At 50.1% G+C, this 26,360-nt stretch carries 23 protein-coding genes; 20 read left to right on the top strand and 3 right to left on the bottom strand.

Features of this window, described 5'->3' with window-relative positions; all coding sequences use genetic code 11:
• Positions 1-36 precede the first annotated feature (36 nt).
• Entirely contained in the window at positions 37-1,506 is a 1,470-nt protein-coding gene (locus AC0LWN_RS09775) for a methyl-accepting chemotaxis protein (protein ID WP_474664688.1), read from the top strand.
• 256 nt (positions 1,507-1,762) lie between these two features.
• Here the strand turns inward: AC0LWN_RS09775 and AC0LWN_RS09780 are convergent, their stop codons facing one another.
• Complete coding sequence (locus tag AC0LWN_RS09780) at positions 1,763-2,788, bottom strand: alpha/beta fold hydrolase (RefSeq protein ID WP_474664690.1); 1,026 nt, start codon at positions 2,786-2,788, stop codon at positions 1,763-1,765.
• A gap of 92 nt (positions 2,789-2,880) precedes the next feature.
• On the opposite strand from AC0LWN_RS09780, the gene AC0LWN_RS09785 reads away from it, so the two are divergent.
• The 13 genes from AC0LWN_RS09785 to AC0LWN_RS09845 all read left to right on the top strand — a co-directional run bounded on the left by AC0LWN_RS09785 (position 2,881) and on the right by AC0LWN_RS09845 (position 14,339).
• Positions 2,881-3,480 carry a TetR/AcrR family transcriptional regulator gene (locus AC0LWN_RS09785; protein ID WP_474664692.1) on the top strand — a complete coding sequence of 200 codons (600 nt, stop codon included), beginning with the start codon at positions 2,881-2,883 and terminating at the stop codon, positions 3,478-3,480.
• A 142-nt stretch (positions 3,481-3,622) separates the two neighbouring features.
• Positions 3,623-4,579: an AAA family ATPase gene (locus AC0LWN_RS09790; RefSeq protein ID WP_474664695.1), complete on the top strand. Its 957-nt coding sequence runs from the start codon at positions 3,623-3,625 to the stop codon at positions 4,577-4,579.
• A gap of 1 nt (position 4,580) precedes the next feature.
• Positions 4,581-5,831 (top strand): DUF58 domain-containing protein, encoded by a 1,251-nt coding sequence (locus AC0LWN_RS09795; RefSeq protein WP_474664698.1) that lies wholly within the window; start codon positions 4,581-4,583, stop codon positions 5,829-5,831.
• Positions 5,828-8,071 (top strand): DUF4129 domain-containing transglutaminase family protein, encoded by a 2,244-nt coding sequence (locus AC0LWN_RS09800; RefSeq protein ID WP_474664700.1) that lies wholly within the window; start codon positions 5,828-5,830, stop codon positions 8,069-8,071. The genes AC0LWN_RS09795 and AC0LWN_RS09800 overlap by 4 nt, the downstream gene beginning before the upstream one ends.
• 90 nt (positions 8,072-8,161) lie before the next feature.
• Positions 8,162-8,689: a YqeG family HAD IIIA-type phosphatase gene (locus tag AC0LWN_RS09805; RefSeq protein WP_474664702.1), complete on the top strand. Its 528-nt coding sequence runs from the start codon at positions 8,162-8,164 to the stop codon at positions 8,687-8,689.
• Positions 8,686-9,813, top strand: coding sequence for a ribosome biogenesis GTPase YqeH (gene yqeH / locus AC0LWN_RS09810; RefSeq protein WP_458964698.1), 1,128 nt, complete (start codon positions 8,686-8,688; stop codon positions 9,811-9,813). The genes AC0LWN_RS09805 and yqeH overlap by 4 nt, the downstream gene beginning before the upstream one ends.
• 23 nt (positions 9,814-9,836) lie before the next feature.
• Complete coding sequence (gene aroE / locus AC0LWN_RS09815) at positions 9,837-10,709, top strand: shikimate dehydrogenase (protein WP_474664705.1); 873 nt, start codon at positions 9,837-9,839, stop codon at positions 10,707-10,709.
• 44 nt (positions 10,710-10,753) lie between these two features.
• Positions 10,754-11,047: a ribosome assembly RNA-binding protein YhbY gene (yhbY, locus tag AC0LWN_RS09820; protein WP_019912522.1), complete on the top strand. Its 294-nt coding sequence runs from the start codon at positions 10,754-10,756 to the stop codon at positions 11,045-11,047.
• Positions 11,048-11,110: 63 nt separating this feature from the next.
• Positions 11,111-11,713 carry a nicotinate-nucleotide adenylyltransferase gene (locus AC0LWN_RS09825; protein WP_458964700.1) on the top strand — a complete coding sequence of 201 codons (603 nt, stop codon included), beginning with the start codon at positions 11,111-11,113 and terminating at the stop codon, positions 11,711-11,713.
• Positions 11,685-12,263, top strand: coding sequence for a bis(5'-nucleosyl)-tetraphosphatase (symmetrical) YqeK (gene yqeK / locus AC0LWN_RS09830; RefSeq protein WP_474664707.1), 579 nt, complete (start codon positions 11,685-11,687; stop codon positions 12,261-12,263). The genes AC0LWN_RS09825 and yqeK overlap by 29 nt, the downstream gene beginning before the upstream one ends.
• Positions 12,260-12,607, top strand: a complete 348-nt coding sequence (gene rsfS / locus AC0LWN_RS09835) for a ribosome silencing factor (RefSeq protein WP_474664710.1) — start codon at positions 12,260-12,262, stop codon at positions 12,605-12,607. Before yqeK ends, rsfS begins: the two co-directional genes overlap by 4 nt.
• On the top strand, positions 12,604-13,521 hold the full coding sequence (locus tag AC0LWN_RS09840) for a CvfB family protein (protein ID WP_474664712.1): 918 nt from the start codon (positions 12,604-12,606) through the stop codon (positions 13,519-13,521). The genes rsfS and AC0LWN_RS09840 overlap by 4 nt, the downstream gene beginning before the upstream one ends.
• Before the next feature lie 47 nt (positions 13,522-13,568).
• Positions 13,569-14,339, top strand: a complete 771-nt coding sequence (locus tag AC0LWN_RS09845; protein ID WP_474664714.1) for a class I SAM-dependent DNA methyltransferase — start codon at positions 13,569-13,571, stop codon at positions 14,337-14,339.
• A gap of 112 nt (positions 14,340-14,451) precedes the next feature.
• Here AC0LWN_RS09845 and AC0LWN_RS09850 read toward each other — a convergent pair whose 3' ends face one another.
• Positions 14,452-14,610 (bottom strand): asparagine synthase, encoded by a 159-nt coding sequence (locus AC0LWN_RS09850; RefSeq protein ID WP_458964704.1) that lies wholly within the window; start codon positions 14,608-14,610, stop codon positions 14,452-14,454.
• Between the two features lie 321 nt (positions 14,611-14,931).
• On the opposite strand from AC0LWN_RS09850, the gene AC0LWN_RS09855 reads away from it, so the two are divergent.
• The 3 genes from AC0LWN_RS09855 (at position 14,932) to AC0LWN_RS09865 (ending at position 21,705) form a co-directional block, all read left to right on the top strand.
• Complete coding sequence (locus AC0LWN_RS09855) at positions 14,932-15,600, top strand: Type 1 glutamine amidotransferase-like domain-containing protein (protein ID WP_474664716.1); 669 nt, start codon at positions 14,932-14,934, stop codon at positions 15,598-15,600.
• A 436-nt stretch (positions 15,601-16,036) separates the two neighbouring features.
• The gene (locus tag AC0LWN_RS09860) at positions 16,037-16,495 is read left to right on the top strand and encodes a GNAT family N-acetyltransferase (RefSeq protein WP_474664718.1); all 459 of its coding nucleotides are present in this window, start codon (positions 16,037-16,039) and stop codon (positions 16,493-16,495) included.
• A gap of 467 nt (positions 16,496-16,962) precedes the next feature.
• Entirely contained in the window at positions 16,963-21,705 is a 4,743-nt protein-coding gene (locus AC0LWN_RS09865) for a LamG-like jellyroll fold domain-containing protein (RefSeq protein ID WP_474664720.1), read from the top strand.
• Between the two features lie 96 nt (positions 21,706-21,801).
• On the opposite strand, the gene AC0LWN_RS09870 is transcribed toward AC0LWN_RS09865, so the two are convergent.
• Positions 21,802-22,758 carry an ArsR/SmtB family transcription factor gene (locus AC0LWN_RS09870; RefSeq protein WP_474664722.1) on the bottom strand — a complete coding sequence of 319 codons (957 nt, stop codon included), beginning with the start codon at positions 22,756-22,758 and terminating at the stop codon, positions 21,802-21,804.
• Between the two features lie 406 nt (positions 22,759-23,164).
• Here AC0LWN_RS09870 and AC0LWN_RS09875 point away from each other — a divergent pair, with 406 nt between their 5' ends.
• The 3 genes from AC0LWN_RS09875 to AC0LWN_RS09885 all read left to right on the top strand — a co-directional run bounded on the left by AC0LWN_RS09875 (position 23,165) and on the right by AC0LWN_RS09885 (position 26,333).
• Entirely contained in the window at positions 23,165-24,406 is a 1,242-nt protein-coding gene (locus tag AC0LWN_RS09875) for an extracellular solute-binding protein (protein WP_474664724.1), read from the top strand.
• A gap of 80 nt (positions 24,407-24,486) precedes the next feature.
• Positions 24,487-25,365, top strand: a complete 879-nt coding sequence (locus AC0LWN_RS09880; RefSeq protein WP_474664726.1) for a carbohydrate ABC transporter permease — start codon at positions 24,487-24,489, stop codon at positions 25,363-25,365.
• A 53-nt stretch (positions 25,366-25,418) separates the two neighbouring features.
• Entirely contained in the window at positions 25,419-26,333 is a 915-nt protein-coding gene (locus AC0LWN_RS09885; protein WP_474664728.1) for a carbohydrate ABC transporter permease, read from the top strand.
• Positions 26,334-26,360 lie beyond the last annotated feature (27 nt).

Genomic DNA, 26,360 nt, shown 5'->3' on the forward strand with positions numbered 1-26,360 from the left:
ATAGGTTTCATATACTATGACAGGGGAAGTGCGATAGTGCAAAATCAAAGACTGACAGAGATTATTTGGATGAGAAACAAGATTATTATCAGCGTCTTCTGGGTTGTGACCGCGATTGGCGTGGTACTGGCATTTCAAGAACCGGATTTGTGGACGACTAGTGCGGTTTCGGTCCCTCTTAGTGTTGTCTTAACTGTGCTTAACCTGAAGAAAAAGGGAATCCGCGTCATTCCGTGGGTGTTCACCGGCATTCTTACATTATTATCGGTCTATTTGAACTTGGAGAGTATTAGTCTTCCGGTAGCGCTCCTGCTCTGCTCGATGCTGCTTTTTTACCCGAGCTATGAGTATTTTGCGATTGCGGCTGGTGCGAATGCTATCAATATATTCATTCAGCTTCAAATGGGGCATTCGGGGACCGGTGCTGCTTCAACCTTATTGGACTATGTAGATATCCTGGTCGTATTTGTTATGATCAGCGCCGTATTGCTGGGTGTATCCTTCCTGAACCGTAAATTGTTTCTGCAGAGTGAGCAGCAGCGCGATAAGGTAGAGGCTTCCGGCGAGCAGGTTGAGTATCTTTTGGGCCGTGTAAAAACAGCAGTGGACGGCCTGTATGCTTTTACGGGCAATTTCAAAGAAGAAGTAGAGATGGTAGAGGCTATCACAAGCGAAGTAGTCATCGGCTTCCAAGAGGTATCCAAAGGCATTGAATACCAGGCAAGCAGCATTTCGGACATTACGGAGTCTATCTCGGTATCGGATCAGCACATCCGGGACGTGGCGGGCTATTCGCAGGAGATGAAGCAGTTGTCTGCGGAAACGGCAGGGGCTAGTGAAGAGGGAAGCGGAAATATCTCCATGCTGACGGTGCAATTTGCCGAGCTGCAGGAAGTGATGGACAGCACCTCGCAGCAGATGCAGGAGTTCTCTAAGCGTAGTCTCGATATGCATGAGATGCTGGAGGGAATCACACAAATCTCGCGGCAGACCAATCTGCTGGCATTGAATGCCTCTATTGAAGCGGCCCGCGCTGGAGAGCATGGCAGAGGGTTTGCCGTCGTAGCGGGAGAGGTCCGCAAGCTTGCCGAGAGCTCCGGGCAGACGGCTGACTCGATCAGCGAAGTGCTGGCCAGCTTACAGCAAGAGACAGAAAAGATTATTGCACAGTTTGAACACAGCCGTGACATTCTACAGATCGGCACCGAATCCGTACAAAACACTGAGAAAACGTTCAAGTCCATCCAGTCCAATGCCCACAAGGTGCTGGCGCAGGCCGGGGATGTGGAGCAAAGCTCATCGGGCATGAAGCATTTCTCCGAGAAGATCGTTACCGAAATTACAGAATTCTCGAGTGTCACCGAGCAATCCAGCGCCGCAACGGAAGAAATTCTGGCCGGTGTAGAGGAGCAGCGCAATATGACCCATCATATGGTGGAGAGCTTCAAGCAGCTTGAAAGCTTGATTGTGAGTCTGAACGAGCTTGTATCTAAGGAAACAAAATAAGCGCACCTATATAAGTTGAACTTAAAAAAACATAAAAGGGCCGAAGTGACGGAGGGGAAGTTTGGAACTGGAGGAGCGAACGCGTCCGCCTTTGTCTGCGGATTTCAACCGCGAACAGCGGTACAAATCAAGAAATCTGCAGACAACAGCGGCCGGAAGTCCAAACATTCCCCGCAGTTACGACCAGACCCCAATATGAATATCTTAAGTTCAACTTAAATAGGGAAAACCCCAGATACGCCGGATGCTGCTTGTATTAAGGCTGTGCTAATGTGCGGATGGTCTTAATCACCAGTTCCGGCTCATCATGAATAATATAATGGCCGCTTTTCTCCGCGACAATCAGCTCGCTGTTACTTGAAATCTTAAGCATCTCCCTTTGTCCGGCCTGCCAAATAGCCTCTATCTTCCTGCCGCTTTCAGAGGAGATACCGGAAGCAGGATAGTCTGGAGCCATTCCGCGGGCAATAATTTTTACCGGAAGGTCGCCTAAATTTTGACCGCGGATGGCATCCTCCGTTGATGAGGCCAGCTTACCTTCTTCTTCTTTAGCTGTAAAAAAGCTTGGTTTCGCAATGACATTGATAAATTCCTCACGGTCCTCCTTGGCCACAAGTCCTTCCAGAAGCTGATTGCGGAACAGCCTTAATGCGCCTGAGCTCTTCAGCAGGCTCAGCAGAGCTGCTGGCGGATTACCGCTGAATTTTTCCTGCTTCAGAATTTCCTTCGTGTCCCGTTCATCATTTTCCGGTCTCGCGTCAACCAGAACAAGTCCGCTCACCTCATCGGGGTAAGTTTGTGCGAACAACCGGACGTACATTCCGCCCAGGGAATGGCCTACTAACAGATAAGGGCCTTTAATTCCTTCATGCTCAAGTGCATCATGCAGCTCTTTCACGATATTGCTTCCCGTTCTTTCCCGGGTGGCTGCCTCGCTCCAGGCATAACCTGCCCGGTCATAGCTGACTACCGTGGCGAATTTGGCCAGCTCCTGCGGGATATCACGCCAGGACAGGCTTGTTTCCCCGCTGCCCGCTTCAAGAATAATGGTGGGTGAACCATAACCGGCCTGATTGATATGGAGCCTGTAACCGCCCACATCCACCAGCTTACCGGGAGGCGGATAATCACGGGCGGCCTGCTTGGAGGCAACCCATTCATAGAAGAAGCCTGAAGTGAGAATGAGGGCAATTGCGAACAGCAGGGTGAACAATGTCCTTTTAATCCTTCTTTTTAAGGGGGAAGCTTGTTTTCTTGGTACTTCTGGGTTAGGTGCATTCATTGTTGTCTAATCTCCTTCTTTTTTAGTACATTGTATTATAAAAATCATTATAGCACGATGTATTAAAAAATAAAATCAGGTATAATAGAAACATGCCAAAAATCGTAGATCATGATAAACAGAGACATATCGTCGCCGAAGCCGCACTGCGGATCATTCAGGAATCCGGTCTTGAACAGGCCACTGTCCGTAATATCGCCAAGGAGACCGGGCTGTCTGTCGGCTCCATGCGCCATTATTTCAGCTCACAGGTGGAGCTGTTTGCCTTCTGTATGAATCTGTACGTGGAGCGTATAGAGCAGCGGGTTCAGGAAATGGCCTTTGAGGGGCCTTTGCTGCAGGATTTGAAGAACGCTTTATTGCAGTTTTTGCCGGTTAATGAGGACAGAATCAAAGAAATGGAGGTCTGGTTTTCCTTTAACGCCAAAGCGTTAATCCATCCGGAGCTGCAGCAGCTATCAAGTGAAATGCAAAAGAAGCTGTACAAGGCCTCACGGGATGTTGTTCAGACGCTGATCGACAGCGGCCTGACCAGACCGGGAATGAAGGCGGAGCTGGAAGCGGAGAAGCTGTATGCCCTGGTAGACGGGCTTGCTTACCATCAGCTTATGCAGCCGGGCCGGCTCTCTCCGGAGCAGCTTGAAGAGATCGTTGAGCAGCATTTAGGCACATTGTGCCACAAGTCCGAATGAATCGGGGGAAAAGCCATTTATGGCTTTTTTTGCTTTTTAACAGTTTCAGAGGAAGTAGACTTCCATAATAATGTACTTTGGGGTCCCTGATCATGTAAAATATAATTATTCTGCTTATTCTGACATAGGAGGTTCACCCTATATGCCCGTACGTCAAGAATCCATGCAAATTATGAGCGCTGTCCGCAATAATCTTGAATCCTGCATTCTAGGTAAAACATTTGAAATAGAGCTGCTCCTTACCGCTCTCCTTGCCGGCGGCCATGTCCTGATCGAGGATGTGCCGGGGACGGGCAAAACCCAACTGATACGGGCGCTGTCAAGATCCATGTCCGGGGAATACCGCCGGATTCAGTGTAATCCCGATATTCTTCCAAGCGATATTACCGGTGTATCCGTCTATCATCCGCGCGATGAAATGTTTCATTTCCGCCCGGGTCCGGTCATGACGAATATTCTGCTTGCCGATGAGATTAACCGGGCCACAACCAAAACGCAGTCTGCGCTGCTGGAGGTCATGGAGGAACGGAATGTAACGGTGGATGGTGAGACATATCCGCTTCCGCATCCGTTTATGCTCTGCGCGACGCAGAATCCGATTGATTTCGAGGGCACCTATACGCTGCCCGAAGCCCAGCTTGACCGCTTCATGCTGCGGATCAGCCTTGGCTACCCGGATAGCGAAACCGAGAAGAATCTGCTGCTGAGCCATCAGGAGGGCCAGCCGGTGGACAGGCTGTCTCCGGTAACGGGCATGGACCAGATTGCTTCCATTCAGGAGGAAATCCGCTCCGTCTATATCAGCGATCCCGTCCTGAACTATTTGCTGGATGTCGTTCGCCAGACCCGGGAGCATCCGCTGGTGCTGCTCGGGGCAAGTCCGCGTGCGTCCTTGTCGTTCATGATGGCCTGTAAAGCGTATGCGTTCCTGCAGGAGCGTGATTATGTGCTGCCCGATGATGTAAAGATTCTGACACCCTATGCCCTGGGGCACCGCATTCTGCTGCGGCCGGAGTCGCGTCTGGACAACGTCAGTGTGGATTCGCTGCTGCAGAAGCTTCTGCAGAGTATTCACGTGCCAGTCACGATGAGGCAATAGCATGAAAAGCTATCTCTCTGAGGCAGCGGCTCTCATTCAGCCGAGGAAGTTCGCCGGTATACTCGCAATTTGGGGCATCACACTGCTGTATGTGCTTTTTCAGGGCGGCAAAACCTCCTTCATGCTGTTTATTATGGTCACTGTATTGCTGCTTTATTTAATTATTGGGGGCCTGGGCGGGGTACGCCGGGCCAAAGGCACGCGCAGCCTTTACTCCGAGCAGGACAAGCCTGATTTAATATATGCGGGCGGATATCTGCGGGTGAAGCTGAACATCACGATTCCGGGCTTTCTGCCTTTGCCGTACGTGGTGGTCAGGGAAATTCTGAAACGCCATAACGGCGAATCGTGGGTATTTGAGGAGAGTCTGGTTCCCAGCCTGAAGGGGAAGGGGGAGCTGCTGTTCCAGACTCCGGCCCTGGAGCGTGGACGTTATACCTTCGAGGGGACGGATATTCTTGCCGAGGATATCTTCGGCCTTGTGGAGCATAAGGGAACCTTTCTGGCCGAGGGACAGTTCCGCGTGCTGCCGCGCGCGGTGCTTGTGCCGCGCTGGCAGCTCTATGAGCGGAGAGCGCGGCTGGCCGGACCCCAGGCGTCTCTGGTCCCGTCGCGGCGGGAGACGACCCAGATCAACGGGGTCCGCGATTACGTCTACGGCGACCGGATGTCCCGCATCCATTGGAACGCAACGGCCAAGACTGGCGACTGGAAGTCGAAGGAGTTCGAGCATGAGTCCGTTCCCAAAACGATGCTGGTCCTGGACGGGAGCGCTACGGCCTATGTGAGCTCAAGCCAATTCGAACTGGCGGTTTCGATTGCCTCCTCGCTGCTGGGCTTCGGCATCCGTGAGCGGATCGGCATCGGCCTGTGCTGTCTGGACAAGAACACCAAGGTGTTCAGCCCTGCCGAGAGCGGAGCGGAACGCCAGAAGATGAACCAATATTTGATCGACATCAACGCCGAAGGCCGGGGACCGCTTATATCGAGACTGGAGAAGGCGCACCGTATGTTCCCGAAAGGCTCGTATTTTGTATTGATCAGCCCGCAGACCGGCCAGCCCGTGCTGGAGGTGCTGCGCTGGGCGGAGAGCCGGGGAATGACTCCCTCCCAGATTCATGTACAGGGTTCAGCAGCGAAGAACCGCACTCAGGAGTGGCTGGATGTGCTGAAATCACGCGGCGTTACAGGCTGCAGCGTGAATTCGCTCCATGAGCTCCCTGCGGTGCTCGGAGGTGACAATCGGAAATGACACGCTGGTGGAATGGCATTAAATCATCCTGGCATCGCTCTTTCGGCCTGCTGTGGCTAATGGTGATAGCCCTGCAGTGGGTCTCGTACACAGAGCCCTTCTGGCTTGAGGAGACCACTGCAGCAGTTCTGCTTACTCTGGCTGTGGCGGCGGTCATTGAAATCCTTTTACCCGTAAAAATGATCTACCGTCTGCTCCTCGAAGCTGCGGCAGCGGTCTATCTGACCTACCGCATGGTGCTTCATTATGGGGGCTACGTCCCTAATCCTTGGCTGCAGACGCTGGGCGACCGGCTGCAGGATATCCTCTCAAATATGACACCATATATCTGGTTTGCCCTTGGGGCACTCGTTCTGCTGCTGTTGTCATCCTGGTGGGTATCCTCGAAACCGCGGATTCTAATGTTTATTGGAATGAATATTGCCGCGTTTGCGGCGCTGGACTCTTTTACTACTTCTATTCTATGGCAGGAAGTAGCCTGGACGGTATTTGCCGGCATGGGCTGGCTGGTGACCCAGCATCTGCGCAGCTTCCAGCTGCATTATCCCCGGGGCTGGACCTATCTGCTGAAGTATCCGTTCAAGGTGACAATTAATGTCACTATTATTTTTTCCCTTGTGATTATTACCGGCGTGAATATGCCCGAAGTGCGTCCGACGCTGACTGATCCATACACCGCATGGCAGGAATGGAAGGGGGGCGGCGGCGGCACCGGCACCGGCACCTCAGGCTCAACCGACAACGGGACTAGCACAACTTCCTCAGGGAGATCAACCTCCGGTTACAGTACGGATGACAATAATCTGGGCGGGGGCTTCAACTTTGATTATTCCCCTATTATGACCGTTAATTCGGATTTGCGTACTTATATGCGCGGGGAGACCCGCAGTGTATATTCAGGCTCAGGCTGGATTGATGATGATACCATCAAACGGGCGCCGTTTGTGGGGGCCGGGGTGGGTCAGCCGCTGGAGCGGGAGGCAGCCTCCAAAGTGGAGACCAGAGAGCTGAAGATCAGCGTGAAGCTGCTGGGGAACAATTCGTATCCGGTCCTATTCGGCGGATATTCTATTTCAACCGTGAACTCAATCAATGGTGAAGCTGCAGGCAGCGGCCTCTTCTGGAGAAGTGAAGGCAGTGAGCTGTTATGGGAACCGTCCGAAGGCAAGAGCACAGGTTATCCCCGGGAATATGTGCTGACCTCGCAGGTCCCGGTTGTTCCTGTGCAGGAGCTGAACAAGATGACCTATGAACAGTTGTACGGCCGGGAAGAGATCGACCAGCAGTATCTCCAGCTGCCGGGGAAATTCCCGGAGCGGATTAGAGCGCTGGCGCAGGAGGTAACGGCCCAGGGAAAGACGCCTTATGAGAAAATATCGCTCTTGCAGCAGTATTTGCAGCAGACCTTCCCATATACGAATCAGCCGGATCTCTCGCGCCGCAAAAGCAAGGATTTTGTGGATAGCTTCCTGTTCGAGGTTATGGAAGGATATTGTGATTATTACTCCACTGCATTGGTTACGATGGCCCGTTCACTGGATATCCCGGCCCGCTGGGTCAAGGGTTATGCGCCAGGCGAGCAAGCGGAGCTGCCGGACAATATTGCCATGCAGCAGGGATCAGCTCTGGTTAACAATAACTATACGATTACGAATGCGGATGCCCATTCGTGGGCTGAGGTTTATTTCGGAGAGTACGGCTGGATTCCGGTCGAGGCTACACCGGGCTTCAATACTCCTCTTCTAACGCAGAGCCAGGAGACAACGCCGGAGGAAGCTGCTGTTCCGGAGGAAGAACCCAAGCCGGAACAAGCTGATGTGAATAATGGAACGCAGGAAGAGGGATTTCATATGGGAGTATGGATAGTGGCGGCAGCTTCGGCTGTGCTGCTGTCATGGCTCGGCTTCCTGCTCTGGCACTACCGCATGAGCCTTCGTTTCATTCTTGCGCGGCTGCGCTACGGCCAGCCTTTGTCTCCGGTGCAAAAAGTTGAGGCGGAAACGGCGAGATGGGTAAGGTATGCCCGCAGGAAGGGCATGCTGAAGGAAGAGCATGAAACGCTGCGCGAATCCGTGGACCGCTGGAGGCAGGAACGGCCAGCCTCTGCCGGCAATCTCTCGGCGCTGCTCGGAATGTTCGAACGGGCAAAATACAGCCCGGAGGTTGTTGAAGACAAAGACTGGCGCAGCGTGTATACTGAAGCTTTGCGGCTTCGCAAAAGCATAAAGTCCGGCAAATAAAGCTATGCTGCGGAAAATACAGGCAGCCGGTTCATTTGCGAAGCGCAAAGAGTATGATATAGTTTGTCGTATGAAATCGAGGTGAACGTATTGTTTGAAAGGTTAATGCCCAAACTCCGGGTGAACACGGTATTTGATATTGCGCTCGAGGAGCTCTACGCCCGTGGATACCGGGGCATCATCACGGATCTGGATAATACGCTGGTCGGCGCCAAAGCGCCTCTGGCTACCCCGGAGCTGATATTGTGGTTCAACAAGGTGAAGGAGCTTGGCTTCAAGCTGATCATCGTGTCGAACAACAACATGGATCGGGTGTCACGCTTTGCCGTACCGCTTAATATTGAATATGTGCATCAGGCCCGCAAGCCTAGGAGCACTCCGTTTCTAAAGGCGATGAAGCAGATGGAGCTTACTCCCGAGCAGACGATTGTGGTCGGCGATCAGATGCTTACCGATATATTCGGCGGCAACAGGCTGGGACTATATACGGTGCTTGTGCTGCCCATCTCCGTTAAGGATGAAGGCATCGGTACAAGAATCAACCGCCGGGTAGAGCGGATTGCTCTGACACGGCTTCGCAAGCAAGGATTGTGGCATGAGGAGGATAAATCTAAATGAATCAAATGAAAGAAGATCAGCGCCCTGTGAAATGCAGCGGCTGCGGCATCAAGCTGCAGACCACGGACAAGGAGCTTCCGGGCTATATCCCGGAGGTTGCCTTTGAACGGGAACCGGTCATTTGCCAGCGCTGTTTCCGCATCAAGAATTACAATGAAGCCTCTTCGGTATCCGTGGATCAGGATGAGTTTCTTCGTCTGCTGAGCGGGGTAGGGGAGAAAAATGCGCTTGTGATTCATATTGTCGATCTTTTTGACTTTGAAGGCAGCCTGATCTCCGGTCTGCAGCGGTTCGTCGGCAATAACCCGGTTATTCTCGCAGTGAATAAAGTCGATTTGCTGCCGAAGGTGACGAACTGGAACAAGCTGCGCAACTGGATGCAGCAGCGCTGTAAGGAGCACGGCCTGCGGACGGCGGAAATTGTGCTCTGCAGCGCAAAACGCAATCAGGGCTTTGACCGCCTGCTGGAAGCGGTAAGCGAGCTGCGCGGACAGCGTGATGTCTATGTCGTAGGCGCTACCAACGTAGGCAAGTCAACCCTGATCAACCGCCTGATCTCCGACTACAGCGATCTGGAGGAGGAGCTTACGACTTCGCGTTATCCGGGGACTACCCTGGATATGGTGAAGATTCCGCTGGATGACGGCCACTATATTATTGATACACCGGGGATTGTGTATCCTTGGCGTTACAGCGAGCTGGTGGAGCGCAAGGATCTGGGGGCGGTAATGCCGGAAAATCCGCTGAAACCGGCAGCATACCAGCTGAACGAAGGGCAGTCGCTGTTCTTCGGCGGACTGGGACGGTTTGATTTTGTGCAGGGGGCGCGGCAGTCCTTCACCTGCTACATCAGCGGGACGCTGAAGATCCACCGCACGAAGCTGGAACGGGCGGATTCTCTGTATCAGGAGCACCGGGGCGAGCTGCTGTCTCCTCCGGGAACCGCTGATATGGATAAGCTGCCGCAGTGGCAGCGGCATGAATTCCGCATTGCACGGAACAGCCAGACCGATCTGTTCATCTCGGGTCTGGGCTGGATCAAGGTGAACGGAAACGAAGGAGCGGTAGTGGCGGTCCATGCTCCGCGCGGCGTCAAGGTGCTGACCCGTCCGTCGCTGATCTGATTCTTAAGGAGGGCGGCGAAGCTGTGACAAGCGCAAATGGCAATGACATGAAGAAGGATATTCTGCTCGGGGTAATGGGCGATCCCATCGCCCAATCCAAATCTCCCCTTATGCACGGAGCGGCGCTGAAAGCGCTGGGCATCGCGGGAGCCTATGTCCCGTTGCATATTGCGCCGGACCAGCTCAGTGAAGCGGTGGGTGCGATACGCACACTGGGGTTCCGCGGAGTGAACGTTACAATCCCGCATAAGGTTGCGGTGATGGAGTATCTGGACAAGCTGGATGAAAGCGCGGTTGCCGTCGGCGCAGTCAATACGATTGTCAACGACAACGGTATTCTTACAGGATTCAATACGGATGGTATCGGATATGTCCGTTCCCTCAAAGCAGAAGCCGCGCCTGACTTGTCCGGCGCCCGCATTCTCGTCATCGGCGCCGGAGGGGCGGCAAGAGGTATTGTTACTGCATTGCTGCAGGAGAAGCCTTCCGCAGTGCTTATCGCCAACCGGACTGCGGACAAGGCGAAGGAACTGGCAGAGGCATGCCATGGCAAGGGCAAGGCCAGTGGTATTAGCATGAACGAGATTGGTGAACATATCGGAGGGATGGATATTGTAATCAATACAACCTCCGTAGGCATGTATCCCCATATAGATGAAACGCCGATTGATCCCGGATTGCTGCCTGCCGGAATAATCGTGAGCGATTTGATATATAATCCATTGCGCACCCGGCTGCTGTCGGAGAGCCTTAAGTGCGGCTGCCGGATTCATGGCGGGCTGGGTATGTTCGTCTACCAGGGCGCTTATGCGCTTGAGTACTGGACCGGACGGACAGCACCGGTGGACATTATGCGGCAGACCATCCTGGATTGCCTGGGCGGCAGCGCTGAATAAATACAAAGAAATTATATTATGTTAATTAAGGAGTTTGTTCATTTATGTTAACTGGAAAACAAAAACGCTATCTCCGCTCTTTGGCGCATCATCTGGATGCCGTGTTTCAAGTCGGCAAGGGCGGTGTCAACGATCATCTGATCCGCCATATCGAAGAAGCTATCGAGAAGCGTGAGCTGATGAAGATCAGCGTACTGAACAATAACGCAGATGATCCGAAGGAAATCGGGGCTGCACTTGCGGAGCAATCAGGGTCCGAGCTGGTGCAGGTCATCGGCAAGACGATCATTTTGTACAAGGAATCACGTGACAACAAAACCATCGAGCTGCCCCGCTAAGGCGGCGCCCGCAAGCTTGCGGGAGACGGTAGCTTACCCTGATAATAAGAGGAGGTAGACCTCTTGAGAGTCGGAATTATGGGAGGGACCTTTGATCCTCTTCATATCGGCCATATGATGGCAGCGGAGACCGCCAGGGAGTCCTATGCGCTGGAAGAGGTGTGGTTCATGCCATCGCATATTCCACCCCATAAGCATGAAGCCGGTGCAACGGGTGCGGAGCGGCTGGCGATGGTGCAGGATGCGATCAGGGATCACGAGGCTTTTGGCATTCTGGATCTGGAAATCGCCAGGGGCGGTGTATCCTACACGTTCGAGACGATCGCTATTCTGCAGGAGAAATTTCCACAGCATGAGTTCTTCTTCATCATCGGTGCGGATATGGTGCAGTATTTGCCGAAATGGCATGGGATTGAGGAGCTGGTGCGGCGTCTGACCTTCATCGGTGTGGGACGTCCGGGCACTCCGCTGGACCTTGCGGCCCTTCCGGGCTTTATTGCAGAGAAGGTTCTGCTGGCGGATATGCCGCTGGTGGATATCTCTTCAACGATGCTCAGAGCACGGGCCGCCGAAGGTAAATCCATCCGTTATATGGTTCCTGAGGCTGTATATGATTATGTTCAAAGGAGTGGATTGTATGGCATTCACCCGCGAAGCGCTGATTGAAGCGGTCTCCGCACAAATGCCCGAGAAACGCTGGAAGCATACGCTGGGCGTGATGGAGACGTCAGTGAAGCTGGCGGAGCGTTACGGCGGAGATCCGGTCCGTGCGGAAACGGCGGCAATCCTGCATGATGTGGCCAAGTATTGGCCGGTGGAGCGAATGAAGGAGATCATCGAGCAGAATGGGTTGTCGGCTGAACTCTTGAAGTATGACAAGCAGCTATGGCATGCCGAGGTAGGTGCTTTTGTTGCCGAGAAGGAATATGGAATAACCGATCCTGAGGTGCTGGGGGCGATCAAGTTCCATACCTCAGGACGTGAGAACATGAGTCTGCTGGAGAAAATAGTCTGCCTGGCCGATTATATTGAGCCGGGACGGGATTTTCCCGGAGTGGATGACATACGCAAGCTGGCTAAGTTTAGTCTTGAGGAAGGTCTGGTCGCCGGATTTGACTCCACGATCAGCCTGCTGCTGCAGAAGCGCAGGATTGTGTTTCCGTTAACGGTGCTGGCACGCAATGACCTAGTAAGAATATTGGAGGATAAAATATGAGTGTAGAATCAGGTAAACTCCTGCAATTGGCCCTCAAAGCCGTAGAAGATAAAAAAGCAATGAACGTGGTTGCGCTTGACCTGCGCAGCGTTTCGCCCATCAGTGACTACTTCGTCATCTGTCACGGGAATTCCGATACCCAGGTGCAAGCGATTGTCACCGAGGTTCGTAAGGTTGTTCATGAAGCCGGCGGCGTAGTCCGCGGCATTGAAGGGATGGACGCCGCCCGCTGGGTGCTGATGGATCTTGGAGACGTTATCGTGCATGTCTTCCACCGCGACGAACGCGATTATTACAATATTGAGCGCCTGTGGTCCGACGCCAAGGTTGTGGAGACGGTATGAGTCTGATTGCCGGAACTACGGTCACGCTGGAGGTCTTACGGGAGGTATCTCCTTATGGCTATTTCCTGGGCGCAGGGGACCAGGATGTCATGCTGCATTATACAGAACTTGTTGGCAGCAAGCCTAAGATCGGCGCCAAGGTTGAAGTGTTCATCTTCTTTGATACAGAGGACCGCCTTGCGGCCACGATGAAGAAGCCTCTCCTTACTTTGGGGGAAATGGCTTTGCTGGAAGTGGCGGATATTCATCCGCGTCTCGGCTGTTTCCTGGAAATGGGGCTTGGACGCCAACTGCTGCTGCCGATCCGCGAGCTGCCGGAGCTTATAGAACTGCGCCCGCAGGTTGGGGACAAGGTATTTGTCATTATGGAGCATGACAAGCAGGGACGCCTTCGCGCCAAGCTGGCCGGAGAGCAGGAGCTTGCTCCGCTCGCGCTGCCTGCGCCCTCCTCCTGGATGGGCCAGATAGTTAAGGCCAGAGTGTACAAGCCGCTGCAAATGGGGACCTTTGTGCTTGTGGACGGCGGTGTGCTGGGCTTTGGGATCATTGGAATGGTCCATTCCTCCGAACGCACCCGTCTGCTGCGTCTGGGTGAGGAATTCGAGGCCCGGGTGTCGCATATCCGCGAAGACGGCCGGGTGAATCTGTCCATGTCCCAGCGCAAGGAAATCGGCCGGGATGTCGATTCAGCTACGCTGCTGGACTTTTTGAAGGAACGTCCGGGCGGAGCGATGCCTTATTCGGATGCCACGCCTCCGGAGATCATCAAGCAGCGCTTCGGCATCAGCAAGTCGGCGTTCAAGCGTGCGCTGGGCAAGCTGATGAAGGAAGGTCTCGTTACCCAGAAGGAGAACTGGACGTACCTTGCCCGCAAGGAAGAGGATGGAGCGGCTCCAGAGCAGGGCAAGGAATAACGAAAAGTCTGCAAATTAAATGCATGTATAGAAAGCGGTGTACGTTAGTGTCTTCCTATGGGAAATTTGCTTATGTGTACGATGAGCTTATGGCGGATATGCCGTATCCGGATTGGCTGGCCTTTGCGGAGACGGCATGGAGCAAATACGGCAAGCCGCTCACCGTTGCCGAGCTGGGCTGCGGAACCGGGAGCATTACGATCCCGCTTGCCGCAGCAGGGTACCACATGACCGGGATTGATTTATCTTCGGATATGCTGTCCGTGGCTCAGATGAAGATGGAGCAGCATCCGCAGGGGCGCCGGTTCCTGCGCGAGGGCAGTGTGCGCTGGGTCCGCCAGAACATGACGGAATGGGAGCTGCCGGAGCCGGTGGATGCGGTGATTTCCTTTTGCGATTGTCTGAATTATGTGCTGGAGGAGCAGGAGGTCCGTTCTGTATTTGCCCGCAGCTTTGCCGGACTTAAGACTGGAGGCACCTTCCTGTTCGACGTGCATCATCCGAACACACTTATTCGCTATGAAGAGGAGCAGCCGTTTGTCCAGGATGATCCTTCGGTATCGTACATCTGGACCTGTGAACTGGATGTTCCGCGCCGTGAAATCGAGCATCATCTGTCCATTTTCGCCCGTGAGGACGGGGGAAGCGGATTATACCGCCGCTTTGAGGAGACGCATATTCAGCGGGCTTATGATCCCGGCTGGATGACCGAAGAGCTGCTGAGGGCGGGCTTCAGCGATGTGAAGGTGTATGCCGATTTTGAATGGGTGGAGGCCGATGACAGTGCTGAGCGGCTGTTTTATGTAGCTGTGAAATAAACCAATAGCTTATGAAGGTCCTTACCCGAGGCAGGGGAGGGCCTTTTTGCTGTTCCATAAATAGGGAACCGGCCAGTACATGCTGTACAGGGCCGGCATCTTCCAACCTTTTTTAGCGGTGCTCGAACAAATCAATCGCTCCCAGCACGATGTGGGCGAGACCAAATCCAAGCAGACCTGTAGCGGCCATCTTATATCTGCTGCCAAGAAAAGCTGCGCTGGAAGCAGTGACTACAGTTCCAAGAACGGCGGGAATCAAACCTTCACGCATTCGAAACACTCCCTCTTAGCTGGTATGAAAGACACCGTTAGTGTGGGTTAATGTGCAGCGGATTATTAGGAGAGCGCTTGTCCATTTATTGCAAGCTCCGTTCAGCTGCTAAAGAGCATCTATGCAAAACGCAAGGCGAATACCCTAGAAAAGGTAGAGGTGGCGATTAATTGTAAAATCAACGCACTCCATTATGCTAACGAGCAGGTTAACGTGGAAACATATTTCTAATACCTAAATTCCATGTTATGGTAATGTAGTGTTGGATTTTTATCGTTAAGAATGGATGAATGTAAATAGTACATATGGAGGTAATTAAGTTTGAAAATTCACTACTATCTCAGTTGGTTTAATGATTTTTTTCCAGAGAAGCTGGTCAAATGGTTGCATGAGGATATAACAGACCGAAAATCGCTTGTTATGATTAGCGCTGACCCGTCTGGTTATACAGATGAGCAAATTAACTTTGATGATATTTCTGAATGGACATGGTTAAATCAGGCTAACATTATTTTTGATGAATATCATTTCATTGATTATCGCATGCAGAAGGAAGATGCCCAGCGATTAATTCAAAACGCTTCTGTCATTTTTTTATGCGGTGGAGATCCTGCTTTGCAGAACGATTTTTTGGCGGAATATGAATTATCGGATGTTATTAAGAACAGCAATGCCGTTATAATGGGTGCCAGCGCCGGTGCGATAAACATGGCTGCAAAATGGTTAAGCTTGATAAACACTGGCTATGAAGTTGAAACAAGTACTATTTATGATGGTATTGGCTTTGATCATTTTGCCTATGAATCTCATTCTAAACGCGACTACGCCATGTTTGTTCAAGGCTACCTGTTCCCCTTGTCTGAAGAGATTGATGTTTATGCGGCAGAACAGGAGAGCGCTATACGTGTAAAAGACGGCAAAATAGAAATAATGGGTCCTGTATATTTAATTTCCCACTCAAAGATTCAGAAATTGGTTGAGACGCTCTAATTAGGCTTACAGCGAATCATCTCAGGTTTCCTCTCTATGATTGGAACTTAATATCCGCAGGACTTATTGTTGGGCAGAAATGATAAATTTTTTAGACCGCCTTCAATGGCGGTCTTTCTATGCTCGGCGGATGTTAGCTGCTCATTTTATTGAACTAACAGAGAACGATAGTTCAATAAAGACACGATGGCAGCCGGCCAGACGATCGGCAGCCTTTTCTACACGAACGGGCAGATTAGTTTAACTATAACTAAACTTTCTATTTCCATATTTCTTACAACGTGTAAATATGAATTATGAAAGATTATTATCAATGAACTATTCAAGAGAGGGACGGTTAAATGTTAGATAATAGATCCATAAAAGAGTGTCCTTTTCGTCAAATTGAGTTTGTTGAATATGTCAAAGCCATAATTTAAATATAAGGGGTAAGTGTATGCAGATTAGAGCTTTTCAAGAGTCCGATAAAGATTTCATTGTAAGTCTTGCTTTACGATTTATGGACTTTGAGCTGATGAGCTGGCGTGATCCAGGCAAAATGGAAGAATCACAGCTAAGTCTAGCCCAAGAATCAGTAGACAGTCTTTCTCCTGGTACAGAGATTTTTGTGGCGGAAGATGAAACAGGAGAGCTACTAGGTTTCTTGGAAGTACAGCCGCATAAAGATAAATTGAATGATATAGAACAAGGCTATATTGCGGCGATTGCGGTTTCTCTACAAGGAGAAGGAAAAGGGGTCGGCAAGGGACTCATGACCAAAGCAGAAGAGTGGTCAAGGCAAAAAGGCTATCGACAGCTTATACTGAATGTCTTTAACAATAACCTTCGTGCCGTAAATTTCTATAAGCATCTAAATTATGAGATTGAAGCTGTGAAGATGGTAAAAGAGCTTTAGAGACCCTTACTTATAAGCTAAAGGGGAACGTTAGTTGAACGTACCAAGGAATCAGGTCCCCGCCGCAGTCGCCAACTTTTTTGTTACGATAGTTTAATAAGGGCTCCACATATTATGTTGACTAATATGTGGAGTTCTTTATGTTATTTGATTTTCTTGAAAATAGATACTTTATTTTCTTTGGACTATAATGCACAAAAACATAAAAAGATTTAGTTATTTTAAAAAATCTAATTGACTATCTGTTGATACTGTAGTTAAAATAAAACCGAGAAAAGCCGAAATTTGATTTTATGTTTATATTTATTTAAAACATAAGTTCTCTGCATTTTTTTAGGACGCGTTGAAAGCGTTTTATATTATGCAGTGAAGAATGGAGGATTGGGAGAAGCCAGCTAAACTCATATATCATTGAGTACTCATCCAGTCAGTAATATTTAAACTTTTGTATTGGAGGAATTTACACTTTGAAAAAGAACATTGGCAAATTCACTGCTTCGCTTCTTGCGTTGGCCCTGGTTGTGCCTTCGACGACTATTTCCGCAGCTGCGCCTGCAAGCGATTTCAAAGAGCTTGGGCAGGCTGCGCAGAAGCAGGTAACTGACTATACGGGCCACTGGGCACAGAAAGAATTTCAGGCATGGACGGATAAAGGTCTGATCTCCGGTTATGGCAATGGCGTCTATAAGCCTGACCAGGACATCACCCGCCTGGAGTGGGTATCACTTGTAAATCGGGTTTTTCATTTGCAGGCTGAAGCTGAAGTCCATTTCACTGATGTTTCAGCATCCATTGCAAGCGATATCAAAAAAGCGGTGGCTGCCGGCTATGTGTCAGGCTACAGCGATGGCACGTTTCGCCCGGATCAGACTGTAAGCCGCCAGGAAGCGGCTGTGATGCTGTTCAGGCTGTTCAAATTAACCGCTCCGGCAGGCGGCACTTCACCAAAGGATGCTGCGGATTTACCGTCATGGAGTCAGGAAGCGGTGCTGTCCTTGTTCGGCGAGGGTTACTTGGGCGGCTATGCAGACGGCAGCTTCAGGGGAGGGAAGTCCGTTACGAGAGCTGAAGCCCTGCGCATGATCGGCAGTCTTTCCGGAGAAATTGCCAATCAAAGCGGTACTCTTACTGGCGTTACAGCCCGCAATATGATCATCAGCACTTCCGGTGTCGTATTGAAGGATTCCAAAATCTCCGGGAACCTGTATTTGACTGAAGGCATTGGAGAAGGCGACGTGAAGCTGGACAATGTGTCCGTGTCCGGCAAGGTATTTGTGAACGGCGGAGGCGAGAAGAACAGCGTAACGCTGAACAACGCCGCCATCCCGGAACTGGTTGTGAATAAGCAGAACGGGAAGCTTCGGGTCCTGACCCAAGGAACGAGTACGGTGAATAACGTTCGGGTTCATTCCGGCGTTAAGCTGGAGGAAGAGGCTTCAGCTACTGGCGGAGGCTTTGGCCCGGTTGTAGTTGAGGGCACATTGCCGGCGAAATCAGCTATTCAATTTAGCGGCAGCTTTCCATCGGTAGATGTGAGGGCGCTGGGCGAGCCTTCGCTGTATTTGAACAAAGGCAGCATCGCTGAAATGACAATGAATCAGAAAGCGGAGCTGCATGTGGAAGCTGGCACGGAAATTAAAAATCTCATTGCCAATGGGAACTTTGTTATTAATGTTCAGGGTGCCGGAAAAGTGTCCTATAACGATAAATACAGCGCCAATATCAAACTTGTGACTCCGGGCGCTACGGCAGCCCCGACAGCTACAGCTAATGCAGGCTCCGGCGGCACTTCGGCGACACCAACAGCAACGCCTGCAGTAACACCTGCAGCGACACCAACCGCAACACCGGTAGCAACGCCAGTACCAACGCCAGTGTCAACCGCACCGGCTTTTACCAACGTATCTGTACACGATCCTTCGATAGTCAAGGATGGCAGCAACTATTATGTGTTCGGTTCACATATTGATGCGGCCAAATCCAGTGACCTGATGAACTGGACACGGTTCACTAACGGATACACTACTCCGAACAATGTTCTGTACGGGGATCTTTCCAAGAATCTTGCAGAATCCTTTGCCTGGGCAGGAGAGAATGATTCTGACAGCACGAATGGCTTTTCCGTGTGGGCACCGGATGTTTTTTGGAATAAGGATTATAAGAATGCAGACGGTACAAAGGGCGCTTATATGCTGTTCTATTGCACCTCTTCCACCTATATCCGTTCGGCAATCGGTTTCGCCGTTTCCCAGAAGATCGAGGGGCCTTACACCTATGGCAATACGGTCATCTACTCCGGATTTACGCTGACGGAAGCTTATGATGCCAAGAGCAAGATTAACAAACAGTGGGAAAATACGAACATTCCTGCGCTGATCAAAGACGGAACGCTTGAAGGGATGAATCCGAACTGGTTCGATGCGGCGGGTTCATATAAGAACAAAGTATACACGAATGCAATTGATCCGAATTTGTTCTATGACAAGGAAGGCAAGCTGTGGATGACTTACGGCTCGTGGTCGGGCGGTATTTTTATTCTGGAGATTGATCCTGCTACAGGAAAACCTAAATATCCGGGAAAAGACGGAACAACAGCCGACGGCAGGCTGATCGACCGTTATTTCGGAACTCACATTTCCGGCGGCAATACGAAATCAGGTGAGGGTCCATATGTAACCTACGATAAAAATACCGATTATTACTATCTGTACGTAACTTACGGCGGTCTTGCTTCTGACGGCGGCTACAGCATGCGGCTGTTCCGTTCCAAGTATCCGGATGGTCCTTATAAAGATACAGCAGGACAAGCTGCGGCACAGCCGAACCAAACCAATAACGCGGCATACGGCAACAAGCTGCTTGGCAACTTCATGTTCACGAATGTGAACGGCGATCCGAATTTCCAAACCTATGGTTATGTGTCATCAGGACATAACTCCGTATATTACGATGCGGAAAAAGGCAAGCTCTTCAACTTCTTTCACACCCGTTTCCCGCTGCGCGGCGAATCGCATGAGCTGCGGGTGCATCAAATGTTCATGAACGAGGACGGATGGCCGGTAGTAGCGCCGCACCGTTACTCTGGTGAAACGATCGGCAAGGTTCAGCAGAAGGAGCTGGCCGGAGCTTATCAATTCATTAACCACGGCAAGGATGTTACAGCAAAAATCAAGCCTACAGTGGATATTGAGCTGAAGGAAGACGGAACCATCAGCGGATCAGTAACCGGAACCTGGGAGCTGAAGGGTGATTATTATGCTCACCTGCTTCTTGATGAGACCGTGAACGGCAGCAAGGTGCAGAATCTGTACAAGGGTGTATTCGTGAAGATGTGGGATTCGACCCGTCAGGCGAATGTCATGACCTTCACTGCAATGTCGGAGCAAGGAGTTGCAGTATGGGGCAGCCAGCTCGAAAGACTGAGCGATGAGCAATTGGTAGCCAATGTCGCGAAGGGCTTAACTTTAGGAGATACAAGCAAGGTGTACAGAAGCCTTACCCTGCCGGTAGAAGGCGTTCACGGGGCAACAATTTCATGGTCATCCTCTAACAATGCTGTAGTCGGAAATGATGGGAAGGTTACCCGGCCGGAGCATGGAAGCGGGAATGTTACTGTCGAATTGACAGCTACGGTCAAGCTGGGCACAGCAACGGCAACCAAGACCTTTACGGTTGTTGTTGTAGAACAGAGCGGCAGCTTGCTGGAGGACGGCTTAGTAGCCGCATATGACTTCGAGGACAATCTCGATGAAGCCGGAGAGCGTGTTGCAAAAGGCGAGGTTACGGGGAATCGGGCTAATAATACGGGCGGAACCATTAATTATGAGGTTGGAAAAGATGGCAAAGCGGCCAGATTCGACGGCAGCTCCGGTGTCCGCCTTCCGGACGGACTGATTCATGGCAGCGAGTATACCGTGAGCATGTGGCTTCGTCCTGACACATTGACACCGTTTACGACTGCGTTCTTTGGCGCAAAATCGGATTCGAACTGGATTAGCCTGTTGCCGTACGGGAATGGCGGAGCTACAACGCGCTTGTGGTTCGGCAGCGAGGCTTGGCTCGACGCGGATCTGGGCGTGCAGATCGGGACAGGCGAGTGGTCGCATGTGGCCTTCACGTATGATGCCGGAACCGTCAAAATGTATCTTAACGGTGTGCTCAAATCTACCGGAACCGGATTTACGGATGTATTTAGCGGGGAAGACGGGGTATTTGCCCTTGGTGTCAACTACTGGGATGTTCCGTATAAAGGGATGATCGACAAGCTGCGTGTATATGAAAAAGCATTATCCGCAGAAGCCGTAGGCTGGCTGGTGAATGGCGAGCCGGATACCAATGTCAAAGTGAACTCTATAACATTCGCTGCGGCGGAAAAAGAAATAGCGGTGAGAAATACTTTTACACCTGTGGCAACCATCCTCCCGGCCAACGCTGCCAATAAGACGCTCGTTTGGAGTTCAAGTGATTCCGCGGTAGCGGCAGTTGATCCGGTGACAGGTGTTGTAACAGCGCTGAAGCTTGGCGAAGCTGTGATTACAGCAACCTCGACGGACGGCAATAACGTGTCGGGCAGTTATGCTGTAAAAGTAACAGACGGAAAAGTGGCGCAATATAGCTTTGAAGGCAATTTGAATGATTCCTTGCAATTGTCCGGTGCAGGTACTGTCGCCGGAGCAAAGGTGGATAGTCCGACGGTCGGAAGCATCACTTACGGCAACGGCATTGCCGGTCAGGCGGCGATCTTTGATGGAAAATCCGGCATCGTGCTGCCCAAGGGATTGATTAACAGCAATTCTTATTCTGTATCACTGTGGCTGAAGCCCGAGCAGCTTACGGATTATACGACAGCCTTCTTCGGAGCGGCATCCGGCAATCGCTGGATCAGCTTTGTTCCGCAGAGGGGTGCTGATAAAACGCTGCTGTGGTCCGGCGAGAAGTGGTATGATGCGCTTACCGGCATGCAGCTTCCGGCCAATGAATGGACTCATGTGGCGTTCACAGTCAATGATGGCACAGTGAAGGTCTACATCAACGGGGTAGAGAAGTTCTCGGGCAACAATTTCCCGAATGTGTTCACGGATGATAACGGCGTATTTGCACTGGGCATCAATTATTGGGATGTGCCATTCAAGGGCATGATCGACGAAGTGAAGATATATAACAACAGTCTCACCGTAGACGAAGTATTGGCTGATTATAACGTGAACTAACAGAAATGTATCAAAACGCAAAAAAGCGGAGTCGTTAAGACTCCGCTTTTTTGATGTTAGTTGGTCCGGTATGGGCGCAGCTCCTGCTTGTGAGAGTTACTCGCCAGTGGAGGAGGTGATGCTTTTCTCGCTGTCTCCAACCTCATGTACATCGTATAGCACCCGCGCCAACAGATCCTGGCTGTAGTTGCCGAAATGCTTGCCGTAAATGGTCAGTCCGCGTTTGTTGACCGGCTTGTCGGTAACGGCGATGCGGAAGGTCAGCTCGCTTTTATAATCCAGCTTGATATCATCCAGCGTAATATCCGAGATGCGGCAGCCGTCGATGAAGCTTCCTTCATTGTTGATTCGAATAAGCTTCAGCATCCCGTATTGATTGAGATGGGGCGGCCACCAGTCAGGATTGAAGGTACCGCGGGTATCTCCGAAATCACCGGGGCTAGTCCAGAAGCCAATTTCGATACCGTTTACATAGAAATACAGATCTGAAGGGTAGTTGTCGCTGAAGCCAGGGGCCTCTGAACCAATCTCCATAGAGAACTGAATTTCGCGGAAGGTTTGGTTGGCCTTCAGATAGTTCGGAATCCGGTATTCCAGAAATCCTTCGGCCATCCAGATAATCTCCGAATCAATCCGCTGAGGATCGGCGAAGTACCGCGGTTCGTCGAAGTCGCCGATAATGCTGTCCTTCGTGGCCAGTCCGCAGGTAGGCACAGCCTGGTAATTGCTATAATGCCCTACCTGAATCTCAACCTCATACAGATTGTTAACATCCTTGCTGCGAAGATCCACCATAAGCTTATCCTTGTTCAGATAGCAGACCTTCTGGATGCCGTGTTTGCCTACGGAAGTATTGATCTCAATCAATCCGCTTTCTTCCAGCTTCTTAATGTGCATGGTGATGGCGCCATTGCTGAGATTCAGCCTTTTGGCAATTTCATTCAGGTTGAGCTCCTGATTGCCGGCGAGCAGCTCCAAAATCTGAATTCGGATCTCCGAGCTGAGTGCCTTGAAGATATCAATGCCACTCATTAGATCTTTAATATAAATCATAGTTTCAGTACCTTCCTCCGCAAACGTCATTAGAAAAAAAACTATTTTATAAAATTATAAACTAATTGATCTAAAAAGGGAAGCCTCCTTCCTTTATTTGTTATATATAATTAAAATTAAGATATATTCTAGAGTAATCTTAATTTTGTTTTTACATTTATTTGAATGAAAAAGAGGAGAAACACCTGAAAACAAGCGAATTATTTCAGAAAAAGCGCCTTTCTTCATTTTACTTTGAATATATATGAATTAGTTTATATTTTTGTGTTTACATTCAGGTTTATATATGCTATTTTATATCTGTAAGCGAATACATTCAAACATTTTTTAATTATTTAACTAATATGCGAAATGGAGGGTAATCGCTTATATGATTCACTAAATTATTTCATTAGGAGGAAAAAGTGTGAATAAAAAGTGGGGTTTATCATTATTATCGCTTGTTCTTTTATCAACATTATTGGCAGGCTGCGGGAACGATGACAAAAAGACGATTACGTTCTGGACGCCGCTTACCGGTGATGACGGTGCTTACATGGATCAACTCGTGAAGGACTACAATGCGACAAACCCAGAGATTAAAGTAAAGCATGTAGTCACCGCGGATATGTATACAAAGATTTCTACGGTTCTGAACTCCGGTAAAGGCGTGCCGGATTTGTCGATTATCCATGCTGACCGGATTCCCGGATATGTTAAGCAAGGTCAACTCGAGCCAATGACAGCGGTAACAGCGGCACAGCCTGAAATCAAGCAGGAGAACTACCTGCCGCAAGCCTGGTCAACTGGAACCATTGACGGAACCCAATATTCCGTACCTCTCGATATTCACAGTAACGTAATGTACTACAACAAAGATTTGCTCAAGAAGTACAATGCGGAATCTTTCCTCGATGATAATGTGGTTACCATTGATGAAATGCTGTCCTTGCAAGGCAAGATGCAGGAAGGCGATTATGTTGTAAATGATGCCTTGCTCGGCTGGGTAATTCTTGCGCAGATCCAAGATCTCGGCGGTGATATTCAGGAGAACGGTAAACCTGCCGTTAACACTCCGGTAATGAAGCAAGCCTTTGAAAATGTGAAGAAAATCAACGACGCCGGCCTGATGACACCATTTGGCGAAGACGGATACTTGATGTTCCAATCCGGCAAGGTGCTGTTCTCCACAGACGGTACATGGAGTTCAACGGCGCATGCCAAGGTAGAGGGCCTCAACTTCGGTGTAACCAACGTGTATTCGCCAACAGCGGATAAGTTCACCAACAGATCCTCTTCCCACATGTTCGCCATGCTGAAGAATAAAGACAGATCCGAGGAAAAGGTAGCAGGCATCGGCAAATTCCTGGAATACATCCGCGAGAATTCGATTGAGTGGGCCAAAGCGGGACAAATCGTAGCAAGTAAGAAGGTTAACGAAAGTCCGGAATTCAAGAACTACATGCAATCCTTCTTCACATCTAATGAAAAAGAAATTAACTCTCTCTACATCTATACTTATGAATACTATCCATACATTGCAGAAGCAGTAGATACGTATTGCGGGGATATTGTCCGCGGCAACGTTGACATTGATGAAACCTTGAAAACGATGCAAAAATTCGTAGAAGATAAAATCGCCGAAGGAACGGGCGGAGCCGCCAAGTAAAACTGAAACGGAAATGATTGTATGGAGCAATGTGCCGGATTACGGCACATTGCTTTATGCCAAAGGAGAAAAGAATGCCTATGAAAAAGAAATTAAATTTGGCGCCTGTTTTCTTTGTAGGACCACATATCATATTATTTGCTGTATTTATTTTGCTGCCGACGTTCTATGGGATTTATGCGTCTTTTACAAAGTGGAATTTAATGAATGAACCGGTCTGGGTCGGGCTCGACAACTATAAGACCATCCTCTTCGACAGTGGTTCTACCTTTCATACACAATTTAACAACGGCCTGAAGAACACCTTTATATTTGTTCTGCTGAGTGTTCCGCTGTTAATTATACTTCCGCTGCTGATAGCCGTTGCGCTTGAGCATAAGAAGGTAAAAGGAAAAAGCCTGATCCAGTCCATTCTCTACATCCCGGGCCTGATCTCGATATCTGCGGGTGCATTGATTTGGCTGCTGCTCTTCAACAAGCAGCTTGGGATGGCCGGCAACGTGTTCGGTTCCGATGTTTCCTGGCCGGCCCACCAGCCTTATGCCTGGATACTCATTATTATCATTACGATCTGGGGCGGCGTCGGAGGCAACATGATTATTTACCGTGCCTCGATCAGCGGGGTGGCCCAGGATTTGTATGAATCAGCAGAAATAGATGGCGCAGGACCGGTCCGCAGATTTGCGAGCATCACATTGCCTTCCATTCGTTTCCCGCTTATTTATACCTTTGTCATGACTACTGCGGGCGCCTTCAATGTATTCGGCCAGCCGCTGATGATGACAGATGGGGGACCGCGTCAGAGCACGCATGTACTGATGATGTATATTCGCCAATTGGCTTTCGGAAACGGAGAATCCATTGCGGGAATGGCGTCGGCCATGGCGGTATTGCTGGGATTGGTAATCTTGGTCATCTCTGCTCTGCAATATTATGTAATGAACCGTAATGCGGCTTAAGTATTGATGAGGCATGGCCCAGCAATTGAAATTGAAAAGGCAGGTGTACCCGTATGGCAAACCAGGTGGCAGAGCAATACAGTAAAAGTCCGCTTGTAAACGGACAAAGCAGCGGGAAGAGCAAGGGGTCTGGCATAAGTGTTTCAAAATATATAGCGTATCTGTTCTTGATCGTGCTGTGTGTAATTTGGATTATCCCGGTTATCTTCGGAATCACGACTTCTTTCCGTTCCCAGACCGAGGTGGTTTCTTCGGGGTTCAGGCTGTTTCCGAAGGAATGGATTTTTGATAACTATGTCGCTATTTTGGAGAACACCTCTACGGCTCCTATCCTGCGGTGGTTGATGAACTCCTTGTTTATTGCAACGATGCATACGTTTTTGGTGGTTGTGGTCATCTCAATAACCGGCTACGGCTATTCGCGGATGAAATTTAGAGGAAGAGACACGCTCTTTTTCACCCTGCTGGGGATTTCATTTTTTCCTGGGGTAGTGAATCTGATTCCTTCTTACAAAATTATTGATGCATTAGGCTGGGTCAACACCTCCTGGGCAATGATTATTCCGGGTCTGGCCGGCATGGGCAATATCTTTCTGGTTAGACAGTTTATGAGCGGAATTCCGAAGGAGCTCGATGAATCGGCACATGTGGACGGTGCGAGTCATTACAGAATTTACATGTCGATCATTATGCCATTGATTAAGCCGGTATTGATCGTATGCGCCTTGTTCTCGTTCACGGGATCATGGAATGACTTCCTGTGGCCGGTTATTGTATTCACTGATGTTGACAAAATGCCGGTTACGGCAGGACTTCTTTTGCTGCAGGATATCTATGGAAACTACCGTATGATCGGGCAATTGATGGGATCAGCGATCCTGGCGATTATTCCTACCTTGCTGTTGTTCCTGTTCGCGCAGAAATACTTTGTTCAATCCATTAATCTGAATTCAGGGATAAAAGGCTAAATATAAAGCTTCTCAAGGAGAGAGAAA

The sequence above is a fragment of the Paenibacillus sp. sgz302115 genome, assembly GCF_056120445.1.

What these genes read in the sequence shown, in the direction of transcription:
- AC0LWN_RS09780 (WP_474664690.1), bottom strand. Translation starts at nt 2,788, where the DNA reads ATGAATGCACCTAACCCAGAAGTACCAAGAAAACAAGCTTCCCCCTTA.
- AC0LWN_RS09870 (WP_474664722.1), bottom strand. Translation starts at nt 22,758, where the DNA reads ATGATTTATATTAAAGATCTAATGAGTGGCATTGATATCTTCAAGGCA.
- AC0LWN_RS09790 (WP_474664695.1), top strand. Translation starts at nt 3,623, where the DNA reads ATGCCCGTACGTCAAGAATCCATGCAAATTATGAGCGCTGTCCGCAAT.
- AC0LWN_RS09785 (WP_474664692.1), top strand. Translation starts at nt 2,881, where the DNA reads ATGCCAAAAATCGTAGATCATGATAAACAGAGACATATCGTCGCCGAA.
- AC0LWN_RS09880 (WP_474664726.1), top strand. Translation starts at nt 24,487, where the DNA reads ATGAAAAAGAAATTAAATTTGGCGCCTGTTTTCTTTGTAGGACCACAT.
- yhbY (WP_019912522.1), top strand. Translation starts at nt 10,754, where the DNA reads ATGTTAACTGGAAAACAAAAACGCTATCTCCGCTCTTTGGCGCATCAT.
- rsfS (WP_474664710.1), top strand. Translation starts at nt 12,260, where the DNA reads ATGAGTGTAGAATCAGGTAAACTCCTGCAATTGGCCCTCAAAGCCGTA.
- yqeK (WP_474664707.1), top strand. Translation starts at nt 11,685, where the DNA reads ATGGCATTCACCCGCGAAGCGCTGATTGAAGCGGTCTCCGCACAAATG.
- AC0LWN_RS09795 (WP_474664698.1), top strand. Translation starts at nt 4,581, where the DNA reads ATGAAAAGCTATCTCTCTGAGGCAGCGGCTCTCATTCAGCCGAGGAAG.
- AC0LWN_RS09840 (WP_474664712.1), top strand. Translation starts at nt 12,604, where the DNA reads ATGAGTCTGATTGCCGGAACTACGGTCACGCTGGAGGTCTTACGGGAG.
- AC0LWN_RS09885 (WP_474664728.1), top strand. Translation starts at nt 25,419, where the DNA reads ATGGCAAACCAGGTGGCAGAGCAATACAGTAAAAGTCCGCTTGTAAAC.
- AC0LWN_RS09800 (WP_474664700.1), top strand. Translation starts at nt 5,828, where the DNA reads ATGACACGCTGGTGGAATGGCATTAAATCATCCTGGCATCGCTCTTTC.
- AC0LWN_RS09860 (WP_474664718.1), top strand. Translation starts at nt 16,037, where the DNA reads ATGCAGATTAGAGCTTTTCAAGAGTCCGATAAAGATTTCATTGTAAGT.
- yqeH (WP_458964698.1), top strand. Translation starts at nt 8,686, where the DNA reads ATGAATCAAATGAAAGAAGATCAGCGCCCTGTGAAATGCAGCGGCTGC.
- AC0LWN_RS09850 (WP_458964704.1), bottom strand. Translation starts at nt 14,610, where the DNA reads ATGCGTGAAGGTTTGATTCCCGCCGTTCTTGGAACTGTAGTCACTGCT.